Annotated in this window: 23 protein-coding genes; 22 read left to right on the forward strand and 1 reads right to left on the reverse strand. The window is 67.2% G+C overall.

Annotated elements, in window-relative coordinates:
• Positions 1–234: 234 nt before the first annotated feature.
• From LOY51_RS25175 to trxC, 4 genes are all read left to right on the forward strand, one after another.
• Positions 235–1977, forward strand: a complete 1743-nt coding sequence (locus LOY51_RS25175) for a potassium/proton antiporter (RefSeq protein ID WP_110995330.1) — start codon at positions 235–237, stop codon at positions 1975–1977.
• A gap of 35 nt (positions 1978–2012) precedes the next feature.
• On the forward strand, positions 2013–5321 hold the full coding sequence (gene mscK, locus LOY51_RS25180) for a mechanosensitive channel MscK (RefSeq protein ID WP_125860833.1): 3309 nt from the start codon (positions 2013–2015) through the stop codon (positions 5319–5321).
• A gap of 161 nt (positions 5322–5482) precedes the next feature.
• Positions 5483–6943, forward strand: coding sequence for a protein adenylyltransferase SelO (gene selO / locus LOY51_RS25185; protein WP_258643533.1), 1461 nt, complete (start codon positions 5483–5485; stop codon positions 6941–6943).
• A gap of 110 nt (positions 6944–7053) precedes the next feature.
• On the forward strand, positions 7054–7488 hold the full coding sequence (trxC, locus tag LOY51_RS25190) for a thioredoxin TrxC (protein ID WP_258643534.1): 435 nt from the start codon (positions 7054–7056) through the stop codon (positions 7486–7488).
• Positions 7489–7836: 348 nt separating this feature from the next.
• Here trxC and LOY51_RS25195 read toward each other — a convergent pair whose 3' ends face one another.
• Positions 7837–8610, reverse strand: coding sequence for a ParA family protein (locus LOY51_RS25195; protein ID WP_110995334.1), 774 nt, complete (start codon positions 8608–8610; stop codon positions 7837–7839).
• A gap of 314 nt (positions 8611–8924) precedes the next feature.
• Here LOY51_RS25195 and LOY51_RS25200 point away from each other — a divergent pair, with 314 nt between their 5' ends.
• The 18 genes from LOY51_RS25200 (at position 8925) to LOY51_RS25285 (ending at position 24595) form a co-directional block, all read left to right on the forward strand.
• Positions 8925–9641 carry a beta-ketoacyl synthase chain length factor gene (locus LOY51_RS25200; RefSeq protein ID WP_258643536.1) on the forward strand — a complete coding sequence of 239 codons (717 nt, stop codon included), beginning with the start codon at positions 8925–8927 and terminating at the stop codon, positions 9639–9641.
• On the forward strand, positions 9617–10435 hold the full coding sequence (locus tag LOY51_RS25205) for a lysophospholipid acyltransferase family protein (RefSeq protein WP_258643537.1): 819 nt from the start codon (positions 9617–9619) through the stop codon (positions 10433–10435). Before LOY51_RS25200 ends, LOY51_RS25205 begins: the two co-directional genes overlap by 25 nt.
• Entirely contained in the window at positions 10404–10676 is a 273-nt protein-coding gene (locus LOY51_RS25210; protein ID WP_125860843.1) for a phosphopantetheine-binding protein, read from the forward strand. The genes LOY51_RS25205 and LOY51_RS25210 overlap by 32 nt, the downstream gene beginning before the upstream one ends.
• 9 nt (positions 10677–10685) lie before the next feature.
• Complete coding sequence (locus LOY51_RS25215; RefSeq protein ID WP_110995337.1) at positions 10686–10940, forward strand: acyl carrier protein; 255 nt, start codon at positions 10686–10688, stop codon at positions 10938–10940.
• Positions 10937–11482 (forward strand): COG4648 family protein, encoded by a 546-nt coding sequence (locus tag LOY51_RS25220; protein WP_258643538.1) that lies wholly within the window; start codon positions 10937–10939, stop codon positions 11480–11482. Before LOY51_RS25215 ends, LOY51_RS25220 begins: the two co-directional genes overlap by 4 nt.
• On the forward strand, positions 11479–13158 hold the full coding sequence (locus LOY51_RS25225; RefSeq protein WP_258643539.1) for an ApeI family dehydratase: 1680 nt from the start codon (positions 11479–11481) through the stop codon (positions 13156–13158). Before LOY51_RS25220 ends, LOY51_RS25225 begins: the two co-directional genes overlap by 4 nt.
• The gene (locus LOY51_RS25230) at positions 13151–13885 is read left to right on the forward strand and encodes a glycosyltransferase family 2 protein (protein WP_258643540.1); all 735 of its coding nucleotides are present in this window, start codon (positions 13151–13153) and stop codon (positions 13883–13885) included. Before LOY51_RS25225 ends, LOY51_RS25230 begins: the two co-directional genes overlap by 8 nt.
• Positions 13882–14814, forward strand: a complete 933-nt coding sequence (locus tag LOY51_RS25235) for a lysophospholipid acyltransferase family protein (protein WP_258643541.1) — start codon at positions 13882–13884, stop codon at positions 14812–14814. Before LOY51_RS25230 ends, LOY51_RS25235 begins: the two co-directional genes overlap by 4 nt.
• Positions 14795–16339 (forward strand): HAL/PAL/TAL family ammonia-lyase, encoded by a 1545-nt coding sequence (locus LOY51_RS25240; RefSeq protein WP_258643542.1) that lies wholly within the window; start codon positions 14795–14797, stop codon positions 16337–16339. The genes LOY51_RS25235 and LOY51_RS25240 overlap by 20 nt, the downstream gene beginning before the upstream one ends.
• Positions 16332–16757, forward strand: coding sequence for an acyl-CoA thioesterase (locus tag LOY51_RS25245; protein WP_125860855.1), 426 nt, complete (start codon positions 16332–16334; stop codon positions 16755–16757). Before LOY51_RS25240 ends, LOY51_RS25245 begins: the two co-directional genes overlap by 8 nt.
• 98 nt (positions 16758–16855) lie before the next feature.
• Positions 16856–17461: an outer membrane lipoprotein carrier protein LolA gene (locus LOY51_RS25250; protein ID WP_258643545.1), complete on the forward strand. Its 606-nt coding sequence runs from the start codon at positions 16856–16858 to the stop codon at positions 17459–17461.
• A complete protein-coding gene (locus tag LOY51_RS25255; protein WP_258643547.1) occupies positions 17451–19772 on the forward strand; it encodes an MMPL family transporter in 2322 nt (773 codons plus the stop codon). The genes LOY51_RS25250 and LOY51_RS25255 overlap by 11 nt, the downstream gene beginning before the upstream one ends.
• Positions 19769–20509: a class I SAM-dependent methyltransferase gene (locus tag LOY51_RS25260; RefSeq protein WP_125860859.1), complete on the forward strand. Its 741-nt coding sequence runs from the start codon at positions 19769–19771 to the stop codon at positions 20507–20509. The genes LOY51_RS25255 and LOY51_RS25260 overlap by 4 nt, the downstream gene beginning before the upstream one ends.
• On the forward strand, positions 20506–20991 hold the full coding sequence (locus LOY51_RS25265) for a DUF3261 domain-containing protein (protein ID WP_258643549.1): 486 nt from the start codon (positions 20506–20508) through the stop codon (positions 20989–20991). The genes LOY51_RS25260 and LOY51_RS25265 overlap by 4 nt, the downstream gene beginning before the upstream one ends.
• Positions 20988–22181 (forward strand): beta-ketoacyl-[acyl-carrier-protein] synthase family protein, encoded by a 1194-nt coding sequence (locus LOY51_RS25270; RefSeq protein WP_258643550.1) that lies wholly within the window; start codon positions 20988–20990, stop codon positions 22179–22181. The genes LOY51_RS25265 and LOY51_RS25270 overlap by 4 nt, the downstream gene beginning before the upstream one ends.
• Positions 22178–22648, forward strand: coding sequence for a hotdog family protein (locus LOY51_RS25275; protein WP_125465900.1), 471 nt, complete (start codon positions 22178–22180; stop codon positions 22646–22648). Before LOY51_RS25270 ends, LOY51_RS25275 begins: the two co-directional genes overlap by 4 nt.
• On the forward strand, positions 22641–23369 hold the full coding sequence (fabG, locus tag LOY51_RS25280; protein WP_110995349.1) for a 3-oxoacyl-ACP reductase FabG: 729 nt from the start codon (positions 22641–22643) through the stop codon (positions 23367–23369). Before LOY51_RS25275 ends, fabG begins: the two co-directional genes overlap by 8 nt.
• Positions 23369–24595 (forward strand): beta-ketoacyl-ACP synthase, encoded by a 1227-nt coding sequence (locus LOY51_RS25285; RefSeq protein ID WP_125860865.1) that lies wholly within the window; start codon positions 23369–23371, stop codon positions 24593–24595. Before fabG ends, LOY51_RS25285 begins: the two co-directional genes overlap by 1 nt.
• The last annotated feature ends 10 nt before the right edge of the window (positions 24596–24605 follow it).

Here is a 24605-nt window from a genome sequence, read left to right on the forward strand (position 1 = left end):
CTCCCACAGGTCCCACACTGCCCTTGAGGCCAGTGATATGCCTGTGGGAGCGGGTTCACCCGCGAAAGGGCCCGCATAGGCAACACAAGAAAAGGCACCTCTCGAGGTGCCTTTTTTCATATACGGAAACGCTTTACAGCCTGCCAATTCATCAGGTTAGAATCGATTGGCACGCGACCTGCTAGTTCACGGCTGCACGTCCCTCATTCCCCCGCTGTCCCGGAGTACCTGCCTTTGGATGCAAGCACCATCAACAGCCTGTTCTTGATCGGCGCATTGCTGGTGGGTGCAAGTATCCTGGTCAGCTCGCTGTCATCGCGCCTGGGCATCCCGATCCTGGTCATCATCCTCGCCGTCGGCATGGTCGCCGGCGTGGATGGCGGCGGCATCATCTTCAACAACTACCCGACCGCCTACCTGGTGGGCAACCTGGCGCTGGCGGTGATCCTGCTCGACGGCGGCCTGCGCACTCGGGTAGCCAGCTTTCGCGTAGCCTTGTGGCCGGCGCTGTCGCTGGCCACGGTGGGCGTGATGATCACTACCGCGCTGACCGGCATGGTCGCCGCCTGGCTGTTCAACCTGAGCATGATCCAGGGCCTGCTGATCGGCGCCATCGTCGGCTCCACCGACGCTGCGGCAGTGTTCTCGCTGCTCGGCGGCAAAGGCCTCAACGAACGGGTCACGGCCACCCTGGAAATCGAGTCGGGCAGCAACGACCCGATGGCGGTGTTCCTCACCGTTACCCTGATCGACATGATCGCCAGCGGCCAGACCGGCCTGCACTGGAGCCTGCTCACCCACCTGCTGCGCGAATTCGGCATCGGTACGCTGCTGGGCCTGGGCGGCGGCTGGCTGATGCTGCAACTGGTCAACCGCATCAACCTGGCCGGCGGCCTGTACCCGATCCTGGTGATAGCCGGCGGCCTTGCAGTGTTCTCGCTGACCAACGCCCTGCACGGCAGCGGCTTCCTCGCCGTCTACCTGTGCGGCCTGGTGCTGGGCAACAAGCCGGTACGCAGCCGCCACGGCATCCTGCACATGCTCGACGGCATGGCCTGGCTTGCGCAGATCGGCATGTTCCTGGTGCTGGGCCTTTTGGTCACGCCCCACGACCTGCTGCCCATCGCCCTGCCGGCACTGGGCCTGGCGCTGTGGATGATCGTGGTTGCCAGGCCGCTGTCGGTGGTCGCCGCGCTGCTGCCGTTCAAGGCCTTCCACGGCCGTGAAAAGGGCTTCATCAGCTGGGTCGGCCTGCGCGGCGCGGTACCGATCATCCTCGCGGTGTTCCCGCTGATGGCCGGCCTGCCGGACGCGCAGCTGTTCTTCAACCTGGCGTTCTTCATCGTGCTGGTGTCGCTGCTGGTGCAGGGCACCAGCCTGCCGTGGATGGCCAAGCTGCTCAAGGTCACGGTACCGCCAGACCCGGCACCGATTTCGCGCTCGGCGCTGGAAGTGCACATCACCAGCGAGTGGGAGCTGTTCGTCTACCGCCTGGGCGCCGAGAAGTGGTGCATCGGCGCCGCCCTGCGCGAACTGAAGATGCCCGAGGGCACGCGCATCGCCGCGCTGTTTCGCAGCGAACAACTGCTGCACCCCTCGGGCAGTACCGTGCTGGAAGTCGGCGACATGCTCTGCGTGATCGGCCACGAACACAACCTGCCGGCGCTGGGCAAGCTGTTCAGCCAGGCACCGCAACGTGGCCTGGACCTGCGCTTCTTCGGCGACTTCGTGCTCGAAGGCGATGCCGAACTGGGCGCGGTGGCGGCACTTTATGGCCTGAAACTCGACGGCCTGGACGCGAAAATGCCGCTGGCGCAGTTCATCCGACAGAAGGTCGGAGGCGCTCCAGTAGTAGGCGACCAGATCGAATGGCACGGCACGATCTGGACCGTCGCGGTCATGGACGGGAACAAGATCCAGAAAGTCGGCGTCAGATTCCCCGAAGGTACCCGGCCTGGCCCCGGCTTGTTCCTCTAAACTCCGATTTGCCCCGTAGCACAAGAATCCTGCCTATGTCCCTGCGCCATTACTGCCGCGCAGCCCTGCTGGGGCTGTGCCTGACCCTCTCGTTCGCGGCCGCCGCGGCGGAGGTCCCGACCACCTCGGGCATTCAGAACAGCCTCGACAAGATCGCCGAGCGCAAGCTGCCCGAAGCCGAACAGAAAGCCGTGCAGCAAGTGCTGGAGCAGACCCTGGCGCTGCTGGCCAGCAAGGAGGACAGCGAGCAGAAGCTTGAAGCCCTCAAGCAGCAACTGGCCTCTGCCCCCCAGGAAACCCGCGACAGCCAGCGCGAGCTGATCAAGCTCAAGGGCGCCAGCGCCATACCCGTTGCCCAACGCTACGCCAACCTTACAGTGCCGCAGCTCGAACAGATGCTCAGCGAGCGCAGCACCCAGCAGGGCGAGTTGCAGAAAGCCCTGTCCGAAGCCAACAGCCTGATCATCAACTCGCAGACCCGGCCCGAACGGGCCCAGGCCGAGATCAGCAGCAACCAGACCCGCGCCCAGCAGATCAACAACAGCCTCAAGAGCGGCAAGGACGGCGGCAAGGCGCTGACCAGCGACCTGCGCAACCAGCTCAACGCCGAACTGGCCTCGCTCAACGCCCTGACCCTGCTGCGCCGTCAGGAACTGGCCGCCAACAGCCAGCTGCAAGACCTGGGCAACGCCCGTCACGACCTGCTGATCGCCCGCGCGGCGCGGCTTGAGCAAGAGATCCAGGACCTGCAGACGCTGATCAACGACAAGCGCCTGGCCCAATCCCAGCAGGCCGTCACCCAGCAGTCGATCGAAGCGCAGAAGGCCGGCGGCAGCACCGTGCTGGCCAACGAGAGCACCGCCAACCTCAAACTCTCGGATTACCTGCTCAAAAGCACCGACCGCCTGAACGAGCTGACCCAGCAGAACCTCAGGACCAAGCAGCAGCTGGACAGCCTGACCCAGGCCGACCAGGCGCTGGACGAGCAGATCAACGTGCTCAAGGGCAGCCTGCTGCTGTCGAAGATCCTCTACAAACAGAAACAGGCCCTGCCGCACCTGAAAGTCGACCGCGACCTGGCTGACCAGATCGCCGATATCCGCCTGTACCAGTTCGAGATCAACCAGCAACGCGAGCAGATGAGCAGCCCGTCCAGCTATGTGGACAAGCTGCTGGCCAACCAGCCGCAGGAAGAGGCCACACCGCAGTTGCGCAAGGCCCTGCTGGAAGTGGCGATCACCCGCGGCGACCTGCTCGAACGCCTGAACCGCGAACTCTCCGCGCTGCTCAACGAATCGATCACTCTGCAACTGAACCAGAAGCAACTGCTCAGCACCGCCCAGAACCTGCGCACCACCCTGGATGAGCAGATGTTCTGGATCCCCAGCAACAAGCCGCTGGACTGGGAATGGCTGCGCTTCGTGCCGGAGCGCCTGGCCGAACAGGTCGCCAGCCTGCCCTGGGGCTCGGGGATCAAGGAGCTGGCCGACGGCCTCAGCCAGCGCCCGCTGCTGTTCCTGCCGCTGCTGCTGGTGATCGGCGCCCTGCTGTGGCGACGCAAGTACCTGTACCAGCGCCTGGGCAAGGTTCACCAGGACATCGGCCACTTCAAGCGTGACAGCCAGTGGCACACGCCCCAGGCGATCCTGATCAACATCCTCCTGGCCATGCCGGTGGCCCTGGCCCTGGCGCTGGGCAGCTACGCCCTGCAGATCGACGCCCGCGGGCAGAACGCCAACCTCGGCGCCGCGCTCTGGCAACTGGCCCAGGCCTGGCTGGTGTTCTACACCGCCTACCGCATCCTCGCCCCGGGCGGCGTGGCCGAGATCCACTTCCGCTGGCACAAGCCGCAGGTCGAGTTCCTGCGTGGCTGGGTGCGCCGCCTGGGTACCGTGGTGCTGGCCCTGGTGGGCGTGGTGGCGGTGGCCGAGCACCAGCCCTCGGCACTGGCCGACGACGTGCTGGGCATCGGCGTGGTGCTGGCCTGCTATGCCCTGATGGCCTGGCTGCTCAGCCGCCTGCTGCTGAGCAGCCCGGCGCACCGCGACACCTCGCTGTTCCGCCGCGCGGTCGGGGTGGCCTTCACCGCACTGCCTATCGCCCTGTTCGTGGCGGTGTGCTTCGGCTACTACTACACCGCGCTCAAACTCACCGACCGCCTGATCTACACCCTCTATCTGCTGCTGTTCTGGCTGGTGATCGAGGCCGCATTCGTGCGTGGCCTGTCGGTGGCGGCACGGCGTCTGGCCTACCAGCGCGCCCTGAGCAAACGCCAGGCGGTCAAGGAAGGCCTGGACGGCGAAGTACCGGTCGAAGAGCCGACCCTGGACATCGAACAGGTCAACCAGCAGTCCCTGCGCCTGATCCGCCTGGCCCTGCTGGGTGGTTTCATCGCCGGCCTGTACTGGGTGTGGGCAGACCTGATTTCGGTGTTCTCGTACCTCAACAACTTCACCCTCTACGAATACACCAGCGGCACTGGCGCCGCCGCCAGCATGGTGCCGATCAGCCTCGGCGACCTGCTGGGGGCGCTGGTGATCGTCGGCATCACCTTCGCCCTGGCCGGCAACTTGCCGGGCCTGCTCGAAGTGCTGGTGCTGTCGCGGTTGAACCTGGCCCAGGGCAGCGCCTACGCCACCACCACGCTGCTGTCGTACATCATCGTCGGGGTCGGCATCGTCAGTACCCTGTCGACCCTCGGGGTCAGCTGGGACAAGCTGCAATGGCTGGTGGCGGCGCTGTCGGTGGGCCTGGGCTTCGGCATGCAGGAGATCTTCGCCAACTTCATCTCCGGCATCATGATCCTCTTCGAGCGCCCGGTACGGATCGGCGACACCATCACCATCGGCAACCTGTCCGGCACGGTAAGCAAGATCCGCATCCGCGCCACCACCATCACCGACTTCGACCGCAAGGACATCATCGTCCCCAACAAGACCTTCATCACCGGCCAACTGATCAACTGGTCGCTGACCGACACGGTCACCCGGGTAACGCTGAAACTGGGCATCGACTACGGCTCGGACCTGGACCTGGTGCGCGACATCCTGCTCAAGGGCGCCCACGAGAACCCGCGGGTGCTCAAGGACCCGGAGCCGATCGTGTACTTCCTCAACTTCGGCGAGAGTTCGCTGGACCATGAGCTGCGCATGCATGTGCGCGACCTGGGCGACCGCAACCCGACGCTGGATGAGCTCAACCGCTACATCAATCGCGAGTTCAAGGCGCACGACATCAAGATCTCGGTACGCCAGGTGGAGGTGTTCTTGATGGATACCAAAGGCGGCAAGCAGCAGTTGATTCCGATGGATAAACCCAAGCCGGACGGCACTGAGCCGGCCTGACGGGCCTCAGATCCTTTATCCTGTCGAGAATCGATGCGAGGGCTACGCCCTCGTTCGCGGGCAAACCCGCTCCCACACAGCCAGCGCGATCCCTGTGGGAGCGGGTTTACCCGCGAAGGGCCGCAAAGCGGCCCCAATCGCACCGAATCCAGGAGCAGCCCGTGAAGTCCCTCGACCACCTCAGCTTCGACAACCGCTTCGCCCAGCTCGGCGACGCCTTCTCCACCCAGGTCCTGCCCGAGCCGATTGCCGAGCCGCGCCTGGTCGTCGCCAGCACATCGGCCATGGCCCTGCTCGACCTCGACCCGGCCCAGGCCGAACTGCCGGTGTTCGCCGAGCTGTTCGGCGGCCACAAGCTGTGGGAGGAAGCCGACCCGCGGGCAATGGTCTATTCCGGCCACCAGTTCGGCTCGTACAACCCGCGCCTGGGCGATGGCCGTGGCCTGCTGCTGGGCGAAGTACTCAACGACGCCGGCGAGCACTGGGATCTGCACCTCAAGGGCGCCGGCCAGACCCCCTACTCGCGCATGGGCGACGGCCGCGCGGTGCTGCGCTCGTCGATCCGTGAATTCCTCGCCTCCGAAGCCCTGCACGCCCTGGGCATCCCCAGCAGCCGCGCACTGTGCGTGATCGGCTCGAGCACCCCGGTGTGGCGCGAAACCCGCGAAAGTGCCGCCATGCTCCTGCGCCTGGCCCAGAGCCACGTGCGCTTCGGCCACTTCGAATACTTCTACTACACCAAGCAGCCCGAGCAGCAGCGGGTGCTGATCGACCATGTACTGGAGCAGCACTACCCCGAATGCCGCGACGCCGAGCAGCCCTACCTGGCCATGTTCCGCACCATCGTCGAGCGCAACGCCGAGCTGATCGCCCGCTGGCAGGCCTATGGTTTCTGCCACGGGGTGATGAACACCGACAACATGTCGATCCTTGGCATCACCTTCGACTTCGGCCCTTACGCCTTCCTCGACGACTTCGACGCCAACTTCATCTGCAACCACTCTGACGACCGTGGCCGCTACAGCTACGCCAACCAGGTACCGATTGCCCACTGGAACCTCAGCGCCCTGGCCCAGGCCCTGACCACGGTGATCGAGGTCGAGCCGCTCAAGGAAGTGCTGGCGCTGTTCCTGCCGCTGTACCAGGCTCACTACCTCGACCTGATGCGCCGCCGCCTGGGCCTGACCACGGCCGAAGATGACGACATGGCGCTGGTCGAACGCCTGCTGCAGCGCATGCAGAGCGGTGGCGTGGACTACACCTTGTTCTTCCGCAAGCTCGGCGAGCGGCCTGTAGCCGAAGCCCTGCAAGTGGTACGCGACGATTTCATCGACCTGGCCGGTTTCGACGCCTGGGGCGCCGAATACCTGGCGCGCTGCCAACGCGAGCCGGGTAACGCCGAGGGGCGGCGTGAGCGGATGCATGCGGTCAATCCGTTGTATGTGCTGCGCAACTACCTGGCGCAGAAGGCCATCGAAGCGGCTGAGGCGGGTGACTACAGTGAGGTGCGGCGGCTGCATCAGGTGTTGAGCACGCCGTTCGAAGAACAGGCTGGAATGCAGGCTTATGCCGAGCGGCCGCCGGAGTGGGGCAAGCATCTGGAGATCAGTTGCTCATCCTGACCTGTGGGAGCGGGCTTGCCCCGCGATAGCGTCAGCCGCTACAACAACACTGCCTGATCTGACGCCATCGCGGGGCAAGCCCGCTCCCACGATGGCCAAAGGAGTTATACATGAGTGCACCCTTGGTAATCCCCTGCCCCCACTGCAACGGCCTCAACCGCATCCCCGCCGACCGCCTGGGCGACAGCCCGAAATGCGGCCGCTGCAAACAGGATGTGCTGTTGAGCACCCCGTTCGAGCTCAGCGAAAGCAACTACGCCGCCCAGATCAAGGGCGACCTGCCGCTGCTGCTGGATGTCTGGGCCGACTGGTGTGGCCCGTGCAAGAGCTTCGCCCCCACCTTCGAACAGGCCGCCCGCCAGCTGGCTGGCCGTTGCCGCCTGGCCAAGCTGGACAGCGAAGCCAACCGCAACCTTGCCGGGCAACTGGGCATTCGCTCGATCCCCAGTTTGATTCTGTTCAGGAATGGGCGCGAAGTGGCGCGGCAGGCTGGGGCGTTTCCGTTGCAGTCGTTGCTGGAATGGGTGCGTAGCCAGGGGGTTTGAGGGGGATTGCATCAGGGCTGACAGGTGTTCGGCGAAAGTTTTGCAGCGCCTATCAGATCGAGCGCCGCCCGCGCGGCGCATCGCGACACAAGGCCGCTCCTACATCTGTTTCGGGCCAATTATTCCTGTGAAAGTATCGGCGCCTGCCTTGGTGCATGCCTTGAGTCATGTGAGGCGGCTGCAACGCACACACTGAAACCGCGTCGAACCAACAAGGCGGACCAGGTGATGGCACAGGAGGGACTGGCCCGAAACAGATGTAGGAGCGGCCTTGTGTCGCGATGCGCCGCGCGGGCGGCGCTCGATCTCATAGGCGCTGAAGAACTTCCGGCGAACCCCTGAAAGCCCTCACGCACTCCGCTCCAGCAAATCATGCAACTCAACAAACTGCTGAGTCAGCTTGTGCCGTGGCTCCAAATGAATCAGCGGCAAACTGGCATGGTGGGACTCACGCATCTTCACCGAACTGCTCAGGTACACCGGCAGCACCGGCAGCCCCTCGGCCAGCAGCTCGTCGAGCATCTGCTGCGGCAGGCTGGCACGTGACTGGAACTGGTTGACCACGATGCCTTCGACCACCAACTCGTCGTTGTGGTCTTCCTTCAAATCGTCGATCTCGGCCAGCAGGCCATACAGGGCCTGGCGCGAGAAGCTGTCGCAGTCAAAGGGGATCAATACGCGATCAGCGGCGATCAGCGCGGAAACGGCGTAAAAATTGAGAGCCGGCGGGGTATCGATGTAGATCCGCTCGTAGTCCTCATCCAGCTCTTCGAGCAGTTTGCGCAGCTTGTTGATCTTGTGCTTGGCCTCGAGCTTGGGCTGCAGATCGGCCAGTTCTGCCGTGGCGGTGACCACATGCAGGTTGTCGAACGGTGTTTCGTAGATATCGACCTTGTTCTTCTTGGCGAACGGGCCGCTGGACAGCGACTGCTTGAAGAAGTCGGCGATGCCCATGGGGATGTCGTCGCCGGTCAGGCCGGTCAGGTACTGGGTCGAGTTGGCCTGGGCATCCAGGTCGATCAGCAGGGTCCGGTAGCCTTCGCTGGCACTCACGGCCGCGAGATTGCAGGCAATGCTCGATTTGCCCACGCCACCTTTCTGATTGAACACCACGCGCCGCATGTCAGACCTCCGTGTATCAACGAATGCCCGAGTATGTGGCGACACTGCGCCATTGGCCAGCGTTGTTCGCTCAAGTTGACGGCAAGCAGCCCGACAACCTGCGAGTAACCGATTGTCGGAAACTGTGCCGCCATGCAAGAGGACATGACGCATATGCGTGTGGATGTTGTCCGATAGCCATCATGTGGATTGATACAGGCCCCGTGCACCGGGATAATGCGCGCCACCTTCCCGTGCGCCAAGCCCGCACGGCGCGTGCTCCGAGTCATTCCCACGCACAGGAACTCCCTCAGGGCGGTAACGTCACACTCATCATGATCACCTTCGATATCAGCCAATGGCGTGCCTGGGCCCCGGGCCTGCAGAGCCCTGCCGACTGGCAGGCCTGGGCGGACGGCGCCGAACACGAGCCCTGTGCCGAGCAGGCGCCGGACGTGGCGTTCCTGCCGGCGTTGCAGCGCCGCCGCCTGAGCCATATGGCGCGCATGGCCTTTGCCGTCGGCTGGCCGTTGGCCGAAGGTCACGCCAACCTGCCACTGGTGTTCGTCTCGCGGCATGGTGAAACCCCACGCACCTTCTCGATTCTCAGCGAACTGGCCAGCCAGCAGCCCTTGTCGCCCACCCAGTTCAGCCTGTCGGTGCACAACGCAATGATCGGCCTGTGGTCGATCATGCGCGGGCAAACCTGCGAGATGACCGCCCTGGCCGCCGCCGGCGACGGCTTCGAGCAAGGCGCCGTGGAAGCCGCCGCGCTGCTCGCCGAAGGCGCACCAGCGGTGCTGCTGATCGTCACCGAGGAACAACCCCCGGCCGCCTACGCGCCCTGCATCAACGATGTGCCGTTCGCCTACGCCGTGGCGCTGCTGCTCACCCCCGGCCAGCAATGGCAGTTGTCCCTTGGGCCGGCACAAACGGCGCCAGCCCCCAAGCTGCCCCATGCCCTGGCTTGGCTGCACGCCTCGCTTAGCGGCCAGAACGCCTTTTCCCACACCTGGAGCCGTCGCACATGGAACTGGCAACGTCAGCCATGAACCGCCCCCGCGACGCCTACCTGTGGCGCCTGACGGCCACCGCCCTGAGCTTCCTGCTGTTCGGCCTGGGCGGGCTGTGCCTGCGCCTGCTGGTGTTCCCGCTGCTGGCCTGCCTGCCAGGCAGTGGCGAACAGCATCGCCAACGCGCCCGGCGCACCATCGGCTGGCTGTTCTGGCGGTTCATCCTGATCATGCGCGGCCTCGGTGTGCTCACCTTCGAGATCAGCGGCGCCGAACGCTTGGGCCGGCGCGGGCAGATGATCATCGCCAACCACCCTTCATTGATCGACGTGGTGTTCCTGCTCGGGCGGGTGCGCGACGCCAACTGCGTGGTCAAGCACAGCCTGTTCGGCAACCCCTTCACCCGTGGGCCGGTGCGCGAGGCGCAGTACATCGGCAACGACGGTAGCCTGGACATGCTCGACAGCGCCGCCGCCTCGCTGCAGCAAGGCCAGCCGCTGGTGATCTTCCCCGAAGGCACCCGCACCCCGCCCGGCCAGGCCCCGGCCTTCCATCGTGGCGCCGCCGCGATCGCCCTGCGCGGTGCGAAAATCATCACACCGGTGATCATCCAGGTCAGCCCCACCACCCTGACCAAGCACGAGCCCTGGTACCGCATCCCCCGACGGCGCGTGCACTTCAGCCTGCGCGTCGGCGCCGACATCGACCCCCAGGCCTTCGCCAGCCTTGGCCCGGCGCCCCTGGCGTCGCGCAAACTCAATGATTACCTGCACCAGTACTACAACAAGGAGCTCGCCACCGATGAGCGATGCACAACACGACCTGAACCGTGACATCAAGCAACTGATCATCGACGCCCTGGGCCTGGAAGACATCAGCGTGCAGGACATCGACGACGCGCAGACACTGTTCGGCGAAGGCCTGGGCCTGGACTCGGTGGACGCCCTCGAACTGGGCCTGGCGATCCAGAAGCGCTACGGCATCAAGATCGACGCCGATGCCAAGGACACCCGCAACCATTTCACCAACGTCGCCACCCTCGCGGCGTTCATCACCGCCCGCCAGGCCGCCTGAGACCGCACCATGCAAACCCGCGAAGACATCTTCAACACCCTCCGTGACGCCCTGGTCGAGCTGTTCGAGCTCGAGCCCGAGCGCATCAGCCTGCAATCGCACCTGTACCAGGACCTGGAAATCGACAGCATCGACGCCATCGACCTGCTCGACCACATCAAGCGCAAGACCGGCAAGAAGATCAGCGCCGAGGACTTCAAGTCGGTACGCACCGTCAACGATGTGGTCGAAGCGGTTCATCGCCTGGTAAACAGCGCGGCATGAAACGCCTGGTCGGCCTCGGCCTGCTGCTGGCCGGCGTGCTGTATCCGTTTGCCGTGCACTACGGCCTGGGCCACTTCGCCCCGTGGCAGTTCGCCCTGCTGCTCGGCGGCCTGTGGCTGGCCCGCGCACTGAGCGCGCCACAACGCACCGGTGGCCTGTGGATGGCCCTGGCGGCGCTGGGCTTCTGCGCGCTGCTGGCGCTGTCCGACAGCGCGCAACTGCTGCGCTGGTACCCGGTGCTGATCAGCAGCTTCATGCTCGCCCTGTTCGGCGCCAGCCTGCTGCAGGGCATGCCGATGGCCGAGCGCCTGGCCCGGCTGCGCGAACCCGAACTGCCACCGGCAGCGGTGCGCTACACACGGCGGGTGACCCAGGCCTGGTGCCTGTTCTTCCTGGTCAACGGCCTGATCGCCGCCGGCCTGACCCTGTGGGCGCCACTGGCCTGGTGGACCCTGTACAACGGCCTGATCGCCTACGCCGCGATGGGCCTGCTGTTCGCCGTGGAATGGCTGATACGTCAACGTGTGCGAGGACGCTCATGAACTGGATCAACCTCGAACACCTGTTGCACCCGCTGGCCACTCCACGCCCGGTCACCGAGGCGCCGGCCCTGGACCACGCCGCGCTATGCTTGCAAGCCCTGCGTCTGGCCGGCGGCCTGCAAGCCCGCGGCGTGCGCCGCCTGGCGGTACATGTGGACGACGCCGCGACGCTGGCCATCGCCCTGCTCGGCGCCTGGCGCGCCGGGGCGCAGGTGCTGTTGACCGCCGACCTGCAAGCGCAGACCCGCGCCCGCTGGCAGGCCCAGGTCGACCTGTGGCTCAGCGACCAGCCGGGCGACCCACAGCTCGACGACCTGCTGGGCGAGCCACTGGCCAGCGCCGACCTCGACCCCGAGCAGTGCTGCATCAGCCTGTGCACCTCGGGCTCCAGCGGCGAGCCCAAGCGCATCGACAAATGCCTGCGCCAACTGGGCAACGAAGTCATCGCCCTGGAGCAGTTGTGGGGCGCCTCGCTGGGCGATGCGCACATCCTCGGCAGCGTCGCCACCCAGCACATCTACGGCCTGCTGTTCCGCGTGCTGTGGCCGCTGTGCGCCGGGCGCGGCTTCGCCCGCAGGGCCCAGCCGTTCCCCGAAGACCTGCAACGCGCCAGCCGCGAACACCCAGCGTTCGCCTGGGTGGCCAGCCCGGCGCTGCTCAAGCGCATGGGCGACAACCTCGACTGGCCCGGGCTGAGCGCGGTGCGGCGGGTATTCTCCTCCGGCGGCGAACTGCCCGCCGAAGCCGCCGAACGCCTGCACCAGCGCCTCGGCCAGTGGCCGACGGAAATCCTCGGCAGCTCCGAAACCGGCGGCATCGCCTGGCGCCAGGGTGAAGCCCTGTGGCAACCGTTCGCCGACGTGGTACTCAGCCAGGATGGCGACGGCGCCCTGCGCATCGCCTCGCCCTACCTGCCCGCCGGCCACGTCGAGCAAAGCGCCGATGCCGCCGAGTTCGCCAGCGACGGGCGCTTCCGCCTGCTTGGCCGCCTCGACCGCACCGTCAAGCTGGAAGAAAAACGCATCTCCCTGCCCATGCTCGAACAGGCCCTGTGCGCCCACGCCTGGGTCGCCGAGGCGCGCCTGGGGGTGATCGAAGAAGGCCGCGCCTTCCTCGGTGCCCTGCTGGTGCCAAGCGCCGAAGGCCTGCATGTGCTGCGCAACCAGGGGCGCCGCGCACTGCTGGAGGGCCTGCGTGCGCACCTGGCCGAACACTGCGAGGCCATCGCCCTGCCCCGGCGCTGGCGCCTGCTGCGCCAGTTGCCGTGCAACGCCCAGGGCAAGCTGCCCCAGGCCGAGGTCTCGGCGTTGCTGCTGGCCGCTCGCAGCCAGGCCCCCGAGGTGCTGGAACAGGCCCGTGAAGACAACCAGCTGCAACTGCGCCTGGCCGTGCCGCTGGACTTGCCCTGCTTCACCGGGCATTTCCCGCAGACCCCGGTATTGCCCGGCGTGGTCCAGCTCGACTGGGCCATCGCCCTCGCTGCACCACTGCTGGCCGCCAACCTGCGCTTCGCCGGCATGGAAGTGCTGAAGTTCCAGCAACTGGTGCGCCCCGGCGACGCGCTGCAGCTGGACCTGCGCTTCGAGCCGGAGCGCGGCAAGCTGTACTTCAGCTACACCCGCGCCGGCCAAGCCTGCGCCAGCGGCCGCATCCTGCTGGAGGCCGTCGGTGCATAAGCCCTGCGCGGTGATCCCGGTGTACAACCACGAACAGGCCGTGCCCATGGTGGTCGACGACCTGCTGCGCGCCGGCCTGCCCTGTGTGCTGGTGGATGACGCCAGCCATGCCCCGTGCGCCGAGGTGCTGCGCCAGCTGGCCGAGCGCGCGGATGTGCACCTGGTGCAACTGGCGGTCAACCAGGGCAAGGGCGGCGCGGTGATGGCCGGCCTGCGCGAGGCCGCGCGGCTGGGCTTCAGCCACGCCCTGCAGGTGGACGCCGACGGCCAGCACGACCTGGCCGATGTCGACCATTTCCTGGCCCAGTCGCAGGTTTATCCACAGGCGCTGGTGTGCGGTTATCCCCAGTACGACGACAGCGTGCCCAAGGGGCGCCTGTATGCCCGCTACCTCACCCACGTGTGGGTGTGGATCAACAGCCTGTCACTGGCCATCCCCGACTCCATGTGCGGTTTTCGCGTCTATCCGCTGCCGCCCACCATCGCGCTGATCGACAGCGTCAAGCTGGGCCGGCGCATGGACTTCGACCCCGAGATCCTGGTGCGCCTGGCTTGGCGCAACCAGCCGATGCGCTGGCTGCCGACCCGGGTGCACTACCCGCAGGACGGCCTGTCGCACTTTCGCCTGGTGCACGACAACGCGCTGATCTCGAAGATGCACGCCAAGCTGTTCTTCGGCATGCTCCTGCGCAGCCCACTGATTCTCTGGCGGCGGTGGCGGCGATGAGCGAGCAGCACTGGGCCGCGCAACGCGAGCGCGGCAGCTTTCGGCTGATGCAACTCACCGCTCTGCTGGCACGCCTGCTCGGGCGCCGCCTGCTCAGCCCGCTGATCCATGTGATCGTCGCCTACTTCTTCCTGTTTGGCCGGCGCGCCCGGCGTAGCGCCTGGCAGTATCAGCAACGCCTGCACCGGTACAGCGCCGGGCAGACGCCAGCGCCTAGCCAGTGGCAGGTGTTTCGCCAGTTCATGGCCTTCGCCGACGCCCTGCTGGACAAGCTCGACGTGTGGAACGGCCGCCTGCGCCTTGAAGACATCGATATCGTCGACCCGGCCGGATTGCGCGGGCAGCTGCGCGGCGAGCGCGGGCAACTGTTGGTGGGCGCCCACCTGGGCAACCTCGAGGTGTGCCGGGCGTTGGCCGAACTGGGCGAGCAGGTGACCATGAACGTGCTGGTGCACACCCGCCATGCCGAGCAGTTCAACCGCCTGCTCGGCGAGGCCGGGGCCAACCACCTGCGGCTGATTCAGGTCAGCGAGCTGGACCCGGCGATCATGCTGCAGCTCTCGCAACGCCTGGAGCGCGGCGAGTGGCTGGCGATCGCCGGCGACCGCGTGCCGCTGCATGGCGCGCGCACCGCCACCGTGGACTTTCTCGGCCAGCCGGCCGCGTTCCCGCAAGGCCCGTGGCTGCTGGCCGGGCTGCTCGGCTGCCCGGTCAATCTGCTGTTCTGCCTCAAGCTGAACGGCCGCTACCAGATCACCCTGGAACCCTTCGCCGCACAGCTGCAATGGCGGCGTGCCGAGCGTGACCAGGTGATCCAGCAATGGACGGCCCGCTACGCCGAGCGCCTGGCCCATTACTGCCGCCAGGCGCCCCTGCAGTGGTTCAATTTCTACCCTTTCTGGAAGAGCGATGACGATGCAACCCCATGAGCCTGTCACCTTCGGCGAAGCGCCGCTGGCCATCGAGGACGTGCTGGCAGTGGCCGAGCGCCGTGCCGCTACCCGCCTGCAGGACGACGCCGAGTACCGCGAACGCATCGCCCGTGGCGCGCGCTTTCTCGACACCCTGCTCGACCAGGAAGGGGTGATCTACGGGGTCACCACCGGTTACGGCGACTCCTGCGTGGTGGCCGTGCCGCTGGAGCATGTCGAAAGCCTGCCGCGTCACCTGTACACCTTCCACGGCTGCGGCCTGGGCCGCCTGCTCGATGCAGCGGCCACCCGCGCGGTGCTGGCGGCGCGCCTGCGCTCGCTGAGCCACGGCGTGTCGGGGGTGCGCATGGAGCTGCTGGAGCGCCTGCAACTGTTCCTCGAACACGACATCCTGCCGCTGATCCCCGAAGAGGGCTCGGTGGGCGCCAGCGGCGACCTGACCCCGCTGTCCTACGTGGCCGCGACCCTCTCCGGCGAGCGCGAGGTGCTGTACCAAGGCGAGCGCCGCAGCAGTGCCGAGGTGCACCGCGAGCTGGGCTGGCAGCCGCTGGTGCTGCGCCCCAAGGAAGCGCTGGCGCTGATGAACGGCACCGCGGTGATGACCGGCCTGGCCTGCCTGGCCTTCGCCCGCGCCGACTACCTGCTGCAACTGGCCACGCGCATCACCGCGCTCAACGTGATTGCCCTGCAGGGCAACCCGGAGCACTTCGACGAGCGCCTGTTCGCCGCCAAGCCGCACCCGGGCCAGACCCAGGTGGCCGCCTGGCTGCGCCAGGACCTGGCCATCGATGCGCCGCTGCCGTCGCTGCACCGCCTGCAGGACCGCTACTCGCTGCGCTGCGCGCCCCATGTGCTCGGCGTGTTGGCCGACAGCCTGGGCTGGCTGCGGGGTTTCATCGAAACCGAGCTGAACAGCGCCAACGACAACCCGATCATCGACGGCGACGCCGAGCGCGTGCTGCACGGCGGGCACTTCTACGGCGGGCATATCGCCTTCGCCATGGACAGCCTGAAAACCCTGGTGGCCAACGTCGCCGACCTGCTCGACCGCCAGCTCGCGCTGCTGGTGGACGTGCGCTACAACCACGGCCTGCCGAGCAACCTGTCCGGCGCCGAGGCCGAGCGGACCATGCTCAACCACGGTTTCAAGGCCGTGCAGATCGGCGCCAGCGCCTGGACCGCCGAAGCCCTCAAGCAGACCATGCCGGCCAGCGTGTTCTCGCGCTCCACCGAATGCCACAACCAGGACAAGGTGAGCATGGGCACCATTGCCGCCCGCGATGCCCTGCGGGTGCTGGAGCTGACCGAACAGGTCGCCGCCGCCACCTTGCTGGCGGCCAACCAGGGCGTCTGGCTGCGGGCCCGTCAGGCCGACGCCCGGCCTTTGCCGCCAGCGCTGGAACAGATGCACCAGCTGCTGCTGGCCGACTTCGCCCCGGTCATCGAGGACCGCGCCCTGGAACACGACCTGCGCCTGTGCCTGACCCGTATTGGCCAGCGCCACTGGAGGCTGCATGCGTAACCCTGGGGTGTTTCATGTCGACAGCGAAATCGTCGTGCCGTTTTTCGATGTGGACAGCATGCACATCGTCTGGCACGGGCATTACGTCAAGTACCTGGAAGTCGCCCGCTGCGCCTTGCTCGAGCGCCTGCAGCACGATTACCGAGGCATGCAGGCCTCCGGTTACCACTGGCCGGTGATCGACCTGCAACTGCGCTACATCCGCGGTGCCACCTTCGGCCAACGCCTGACCGTACGCGCAAGCCTGGTGGAGTGGGAGAACCGCTTGAAGATCCATTACCTGATCAGCGATGCCGAAACCGGCGAGCGCATGACCCGTGCCAGCACCGTGCAGGTAGCCGTGCATATCGACAGCGGCGAGATGCAACTGGCCTCGCCGCAGGTGATGCTCGATGCGGTTGCCAAGGTGTTGCCATGAGTCGCCTGTTCCGGCCTCATCGCTGCGGTTCGTCGCCACGACAAGCCAGCTCCCACAGGGGTAGGCGCCTGGATCCTGTGGGAGCCGGCTTGCCGGCGATGGGCCGCAACGCGGCCCGCCTGCTCATCACGCTCGGCCTGCTGCTCATCAGCCCCCTGACCCTGGCCTTCAGCCTCGACGACCTGCAAAAGCAGCTCAGCCAGCCCGCCGTGGTCAAGGGCCCGTTCATCCAGGAAAAACACCTGCGCGCCCTGCCCCAGCCGCTGCTGAGCAAGGGCCGCTTCGTCCTCGCCCGTGACCACGGCCTGCTGTGGCTGCTGGACACCCCGCTGCGCCAGGATTACCGCATCGACGCCCAAGGCATCGCCCGACGCGACCCGAACGGTTGGCAAACCCTGCCCAGCCGCAGCGCCGGGGCCGAGCAGAACCGCCTGTTCTTCGCCGTGCTGCAAGGCGACAGCAGTGGCCTGCAACGTGATTTCGAACTGGCCCTGTCCGGCGACGCCGGGCACTGGCAACTGCGCCTGACGCCGCGCTCGCTGCTGCTCAAGCAGGTATTCACGCGCATCGATATCGCCGGCGGCCAGTACGTGGAGCGCATCGAGCTGAGCGAAACCCAGGGCGACAGCACCGTGCTGCGCATGCCGGCCAGCACGGCGGCAGCGGCCCTGAGCGACACGGAGCGCAGCGATTTTGCCGACTGAACGCCTGCTGCCGCGCCTGTTCCTCGGGCTGTTGCTGGTGATGCTGGCCATCGCCGGCTGGCAGTGGCACCGCGGCGCGCCGCTGTCGGCCGACTTGATGACCCTGGTGCCCGGCGCCACTCAGGACCCGCAGGTCTTGCGGGCCGAACAGCGCATGCAGGATCCGCTCAACCGCGAAATGCTGGTGCTGGTCGGCCACCCCGAGCGTGAACAGGCACTGGCCCTGGCCGAGCGCCTGGCCACGCAATGGCAAGGCAGCGGCCTGTTCGAAAAGGTCCAGTGGAGCCTGCAGACCGACCTGTCGGCGTTGCGCGCGCAACTGCTGCAAGGGCGCCTGGCGCTGCTCTCGGCGAACGACCGCGAACAGTTGATCACCCAGCCGCAGGCCTTCATCGAACAGCGCGTGCAAAGCCTGTTCGACCCCTTCGCCGGTTTCAGCCTGGTGCCCAGCCAGGACGACTGGCTGGGCCTGACCGGGCGCATCCAGAACAGCCAGCCGATGCCGGTCAACGTGCACCTGGACACCGCCAGCGGTGCGCTGGTCGCCGAGGCCGACGGCCAGCAGTGGGTGCTGCTGCGGGCCCGCACCCAGGGCAACGCCTTCGACATGCAGCTGCCGTTGCAGGTGGCCGAGCTGCTCGCCGCCAGCCGCCTCGACGCCGACCAGCACGGCGCCCGGCTGCTGGCGGCCAGCGGCCTGCTGTACGCCGCCGCCGGCCAGCAGCAGGCCAGCCGCGAGATCACCTGGGTCGGCGGTGGCGCCACGCTGGGCATCCTGCTGCTGTTGCTGTTGGCCTTCCGCCGCTGGCGCGTGCTGCTGGCCTTCGTGCCGGTGCTGGTGGGCATGCTGTTCGGCGCGGTGGTGTGCGTGGCGCTGTTCGGGCAGATGCACGTGATGACCCTGGTGCTGGGTTCGAGCCTGATCGGCGTGGCGGTGGACTACCCGCTGCACTACCTGTCCAAGAGCTGGAGCCTCAAGCCCTGGCACAGTTGGCCGGCCCTGCGCCTGACCCTGCCGGGGCTGAGCCTGAGCCTGGCGACCAGCGCCATCGGCTACCTGGCCCTGGCGTTCACGCCATTCCCGGCGCTGACCCAGATCGCCGCGTTTTCCGCCGCCGGGCTGCTGGGCGCCTACCTCAGCGCGGTGTGCCTGCTGCCTGCGCTGCTTGCAGGCGTCGAGTTGCGCCCGGCGCAGTGGCCGCTGCGCATCGCGCAAACCCTGACCACGCTGCGTGAACGCCTGCTGGCCAAGGTGCCCAGCGGGGTGCTGCTGATCCTCGTGCTGCTGTTCTGCGCCGCCGGCCTGTGGCGCCTGGACAGCCGCAACGACATCCGCCAGTGGGTCGGCAGCCCGCCGCAGTTGCTGCAAGAGGCCCAGGCCGTGGCGCGCATCACCGGCTACCAGCCCACCAGCCAGTTCTACCTGGTGCGCGGCAACGACCCGCAGCAACTGCTCGAACGCCTGCAGGCGCTGAGCGGCAAGCTGGGCGAACTGGTCGAGCTGGGCAAGCTCAAGGGCTACATGAGCCTCAGCCAGCTGATCGCCAGCCCTGCGCAACAGGCCCAACTGCAACAGGCCCTCGGTCAGTTGCCAGCCCATTGGCAACCCTTGCTGGCACTGGGCGTGCCTCAGGCCGCCCTGGCAAGCGAGCTCAAGCACCTGCAACAACTGCCGCCACAAAGCATCGACGAAATGCTGGCCGGGCCACTGGGCGAAGCCTGGCGGCCCTTGTGGCTGGGTCCGGACGGCGACGGCGTGGCGGCCATCGTCAGCCTGCAAGGCCTGGGCGACACCGCCTTGCTACGCCTGCAGACCGATGACCTGCCCGGCGTGCAACTGGTCGACCGCCTCGGCGAGCTGAACCAGTTGTTCGCCGCCACCCAACTCAGCGCCGCCGAACTCAAGCTGCTGTCGTGCCTGCTGATCGTGGTGCTGCTGGTGCTGCCGTTCGGCCTGCGCGGCGCCTTGCGCATCGTCGCCCTGCCGCTGCTGGCGGCGCTGTGCAGCCTGGCCAGCCTCGGCTGGCTGGGCCAGCCGCTGACCCTGTTCAGCCTGTTCGGCCTGCTGCTGGTGACGGCCATCAGCGTCGACTACGCCATCCTCATGCACGAGCGCATCGGCGGCGCCGCCGTGAGCCTGCTGGGCACCCTGCTGGCGGCAGTGACCACCTGGCTGTCCTTCGGCCTGCTGGCGTTGTCGAGCACCCCGGCAGTCAGCAACTTTGGCCTGGCAGTAAGCCTGGGCCTGGCTTTCAGTTTCCTGCTGGCCCCTTGGGCCGCCACCCGCGAAGGAGCGCATCCACCGTCATGAACAGCAGCACGTCCAAGGCCTTTTTCAGCGACACCTATGTCGAGGAAACCCGTTTCGGGTTCTGGTTCCTGCGCAGCCACACCTGGCAGCACCATGTGCTGCGGGTGGCGATCAACGACCTGCGCCGGCTGTTCGACGGCAACCCGCCGGCCGCGCCGGTGCTGCTGGATGTCGGCTGCGGCCAGGGCAAGTCGTTCCGCCACCTGCACCAGGTGTTCGCCCCTTCGCGCCTGCTGGGCACCGACGCCGACCCGCACAGCCTGGCGCTCAGCGCCGCCGAGGCCGAACGCCTGGGCATCACGGTGGAACTGCATGGCAGCGACTGCGCCGCGCTGCCCTACGCCGACGCCAGCGTCGATATCCTGTTCTGCCACCAGACCTTCCACCACCTGGTGGAGCAGGAAAAAGCCCTGGCCGAATTCCACCGGGTGCTCAAGCCGGGCGGCTACCTGCTGTTCGCCGAGTCCACCGAGGCGTATATCGATACCTGGGTGATCCGCTGGCTGTTCCGTCACCCGATGCACGTGCAGAAGAGCGCCGAGGGCTACCTGCAGATGCTCAGCGCCCAGGGCTTCGAGTTCGCGCCACGGCATGTCTCGTACCCGTACCTGTGGTGGAGCCGCGCCAAGGACTTCGGCCTGCTCGAACGCTTGGGGCTGCGTAATCCGCCGCCGGTCGGGCAACGCGAAGAGACCTTGCTCAACGTGGTCGCGCGCAAAGCGCTGGAGACGCCATGAAAGCCTTGCTGGCCATGCTCTGCTGCCTGCTGCTCGGCGCCTGCGCCGCCCGGCCGCCCTTGCCTGAGCAAGCGCCTGCGCTGGAACTGCCACGCCAGTTGCACGTCGAACGGGAGCAGGCCGGGCAACGCCAGGACTGGCTGCTGGTGATCCAGCGCGAAGACACCCGCCTACGCTGGTCGCTGCTGGATCTGCTGGGCATCCCCCAGGCCCGCCAGTTACTCGATGGCCAGCAGTGGCAGGCCGACGGGCTGCTGCCGCCGAACCCGGCGGCGCGCGAGCTGTTCGCCGCCGTGCTGTTCGCCCTGACCCCGGCGCAGCAACTGCCACAGGCTTACCCTCAGGCCCGCCAGCAGGATGACCGACGCTGGCTCGGCGAACGCTGGCGGGTGCGCTATCAGGGCGCCGATACCTTTACCTTGAACCTGGGCCAAGGGCTGCGTTATCACGTCAGCCCCTTGCCCGACGAGAACACCCCATGAGCGCCTATCTCAATGCCCTGGGCCTGGTCTGTGCCCTCGGCCACGGCCAGGCCGACATCGCCCGCCGGCTGTTTGCCGGCGACTGTTCGGGCATGCTGGCGCAAACGGGCTGGGTGCCCGAGCGCAGCCTGCCGGTAGGCGTCGTCAGCACCCCGCTGCCCGAGCTGCCGCTGCCCGAGCACCACAGCCGCAACAACCAGCTGCTGTACAGCGCCGCGCTGCAGATCGAGCCGGCCATCCGTGAAGCGATCGATCGCCACGGCGCCCATCGGCTCGGCGTGGTGCTGGGCACCAGCACCTCGGGGATCGCCGAGGCCAGCGACGGCATCGCCCACTACCTGCGCGAGCAGCGCTTTCCCGAGGGCTACCAGTACGCCCAGCAAGAGCTCAGTGCCCCGGCCAACTTCCTCGCCGACTGGCTGCAACTGAGCGGCCCGGCTTATGTGATTTCCACCGCCTGCACCTCCAGCGCCCGGGCGCTGATGAGCGCGCGCCGCCTGCTCGACCTGGGGCTGTGCGATGCCGTGCTGTGCGGTGGCGTCGACAGCCTGTGCGGCCTGACCCTCAACGGTTTCAGTGCTTTGGAGGCGGTCAGCGACGCCCGCTGCAACCCGTTCTCGCGCAACCGCGCCGGGATCAACATCGGCGAAGGCGCGGCGTTGCTGCTGATGACCCGCGAGGCCAACCTGCAAGGCCCGCGCATCGCCTTGCTGGGCGCTGGCGCCAGCTCCGACGCCCACCATATCTCGGCGCCGGAGCCCACCGGCAAAGGCGCCTTGCAGGCCATGGGCAAAGCCTTGGACAATGCTGGCCTTGCGCCCGCGCAGATCGGCTACCTGAACCTGCACGGCACCGCCACCGTGCACAACGACGCCATGGAAGCCCTGGCCGTGCACAGCCTGTTCGGCGCCGGCCTGCCCTGCTCGTCGAGCAAGCCCATGACCGGCCACACCCTGGGTGCCGCCGGCGCGCTGGAAGCGGCGTTCTGCTGGCTGGCCCTGAGCGGGCACAACCCGCAGGGCCTGCTGCCGCCACATGCCTGGGATGGCCAGCAGGACCCGGCATTGCCGGCCCTGGCGTTGGTCGATGGCAGCCAGCGACTGACCGCGCAACGCCCGCGGTACCTGATGAGCAACTCGTTCGCCTTTGGCGGCAACAATGTCAGCCTGATTCTCGGAGACGCCCAATGATTCCCTGGCCCCTGGCCGAGCTGCTGCCCCATGCCGGTGACATGATCCTCATCGAGCAGATCGACAGCTGCGACGACGAGCAGATCCACACCCGCACCACGGTGCGCCCGGGCGGCCTGTTCAACCGCGCCGACGGCAGCCTGCCGGCCTGGCTGGGCCTGGAGCTGATGGCCCAGAGCGTGGCCGCCTACGCCGGCTGCCGCGCCCGTCGCCAGGGCCTGCCGGTGGAGCTGGGCTTTCTGCTGGGCACGCGCAAGTTCGAATGCGCCGTCGAGCACTTCCCCGCCGGCGCCGAACTGTTGATCCACGCGCAGCGCTCGCTGGAAGACGACAACGGCATGGGCGTGTTCGAATGCCACCTGCGTGGCCCGGGCATCCATGCCACAGCCCGCCTGAATGTGTACCGCCCGCCACAGCCCGACCGCTACCTGGCCGAAGCCGGCCCAGAGGAACCCCAGCATGACTGACAGCATTCTCGTTACCGGCTCCAGCCGTGGCATCGGTCGGGCCGTTGCCCTGCGCCTTGCACAGGCCGGCTTCGACCTGGTGCTGCACTGCCGCAGCGGCCGTGCCGAGGCCGATGCCGTGGCCGCCGAAGTGCGCGCACTCGGCCAGCAGGCGCGGGTGCTGCAGTTCGACGTGGCCGACCGCGCCAGCTGCAAGGCGGTGCTGGAAGCCGATGTCGAAGCCCATGGCGCCTACTACGGCGTGGTGTGCAATGCCGGGCTGACCCGCGACGGCGCCTTCCCGGCGCTGAGCGACGACGACTGGGACCAGGTGATGCGCACCAACCTCGACGGGTTCTACAACGTCCTGCACCCGCTGACGATGCCGATGATCCGCCGCCGCGCGCCGGGGCGCATCGTCTGCATCACCTCGGTGTCGGGGCTGATCGGCAACCGTGGCCAGGTCAACTACAGCGCCTCCAAGGCCGGCCTGATCGGTGCCGCGAAGGCCCTGGCGATCGAGCTGGGCAAGCGCCGCATCACGGTCAACTGCGTGGCCCCTGGCCTGATCGACACGGCCATGCTCGACGAAAACGTGCCGGTTGATGAACTGCTGAAGATGATCCCGGCCGGGCGCATGGGCACCCCGGAAGAAGTGGCCGGCGCGGTGAATTTCCTGATGTCGCCCGAGGCGGCCTATATCACCCGCCAGGTGCTGGCGGTCAACGGAGGGCTGTGCTGATGCGCCGCGTCGTGGTCACCGGCATGGCCGGCATTACCGCCCTGGGCAACGACTGGGCCAGCATCGCCGCGCACTTCGCCGCCGGGCGCAGCGGCATCCGGCGCATGGACGAATGGGACCGCTACAGCGAACTCAACACCCGCCTGGGCGGCCCCATCGATGACTTCCAGGTGCCCGCGCACTGGACCCGCAAGCAGTTGCGCAGCATGGGCCGGGTGTCGCGCCTGGCGGTGGCCGCCGCCGAGCGGGCACTGGCCGACGCCGGGCTGCTCGACGACCCGAGCATCCGTGATGGGCGCATGGGCGTGGCCTGCGGTTCGTCCACCGGCAGCACCGACGAGATCAAGACCTTCGGCAACATGCTGCTCAACTCCACCTCGGAGGGCCTCAACGCCAACTCCTACGTGCGCATGATGCCGCACACCACGGCGGCCAACATCAGCATCTACTTCGGCCTGACCGGGCGCCTGATCCCCACGTCCAGTGCCTGCACCAGCGGCAGCCAGGGCGTCGGCTACGCCTATGAAGCGATCAAGTTCGGGCGCCTGCCGCTGATGCTCGCCGGTGGCGCCGAAGAGCTGTGCCCCACCGAGGCCATGGTGTTCGACGCGCTCTATGCCACCAGCCTGAAGAACGACACCCCGCACCTGAGCCCACGCCCCTACGACCTGGACCGCGACGGCCTGGTGATCGGCGAGGGCGGCGGCATGCTGGTGCTCGAAGAGCTGGAACATGCCCTGGCCCGTGGCGCGCGGATCCACGCCGAAGTGGTGGGCTTTGGCAGCAACGCCGACGGCCAGCACATCACCCGGCCAGAGCAAGTGACCATGCGCCGGGCCATGGAGCTGGCGCTGGAGGACGCGGGCCTGGCGCCCGAGGCGATCGGTTATGTGAATGGCCATGGCACCGCCACCGAGCAAGGCGATATCGCCGAGACCCTGGCCACCAGCGGCCTGTTCGGCCCGCATATGCCGATCAGCTCGCAGAAGAGCTACCTGGGCCACACCCTGGGTGCCTGTGGCGCCCTGGAATCGTGGTTCAGCATCGAGATGATGAACCGCGAACAGTACGCCCCCACGCTCAACCTCGACAATGTCGACCCGCAGTGCGGCGAACTCGACTACCTGCAGGGCGCCTTCCGCGCCATGAGCCACGAATACGTGATGAACAACAACTTCGCCTTCGGCGGGGTCAACACCTCGTTGATCTTCCGCCGCTGGCCCTGACACGCAAAAC

Origin of the sequence: Pseudomonas sichuanensis (genome assembly GCF_024749065.1) — a bacterium.
In the GTDB taxonomy this organism is placed as follows: Bacteria; Pseudomonadota; Gammaproteobacteria; order Pseudomonadales; family Pseudomonadaceae; genus Aquipseudomonas; species Aquipseudomonas sichuanensis.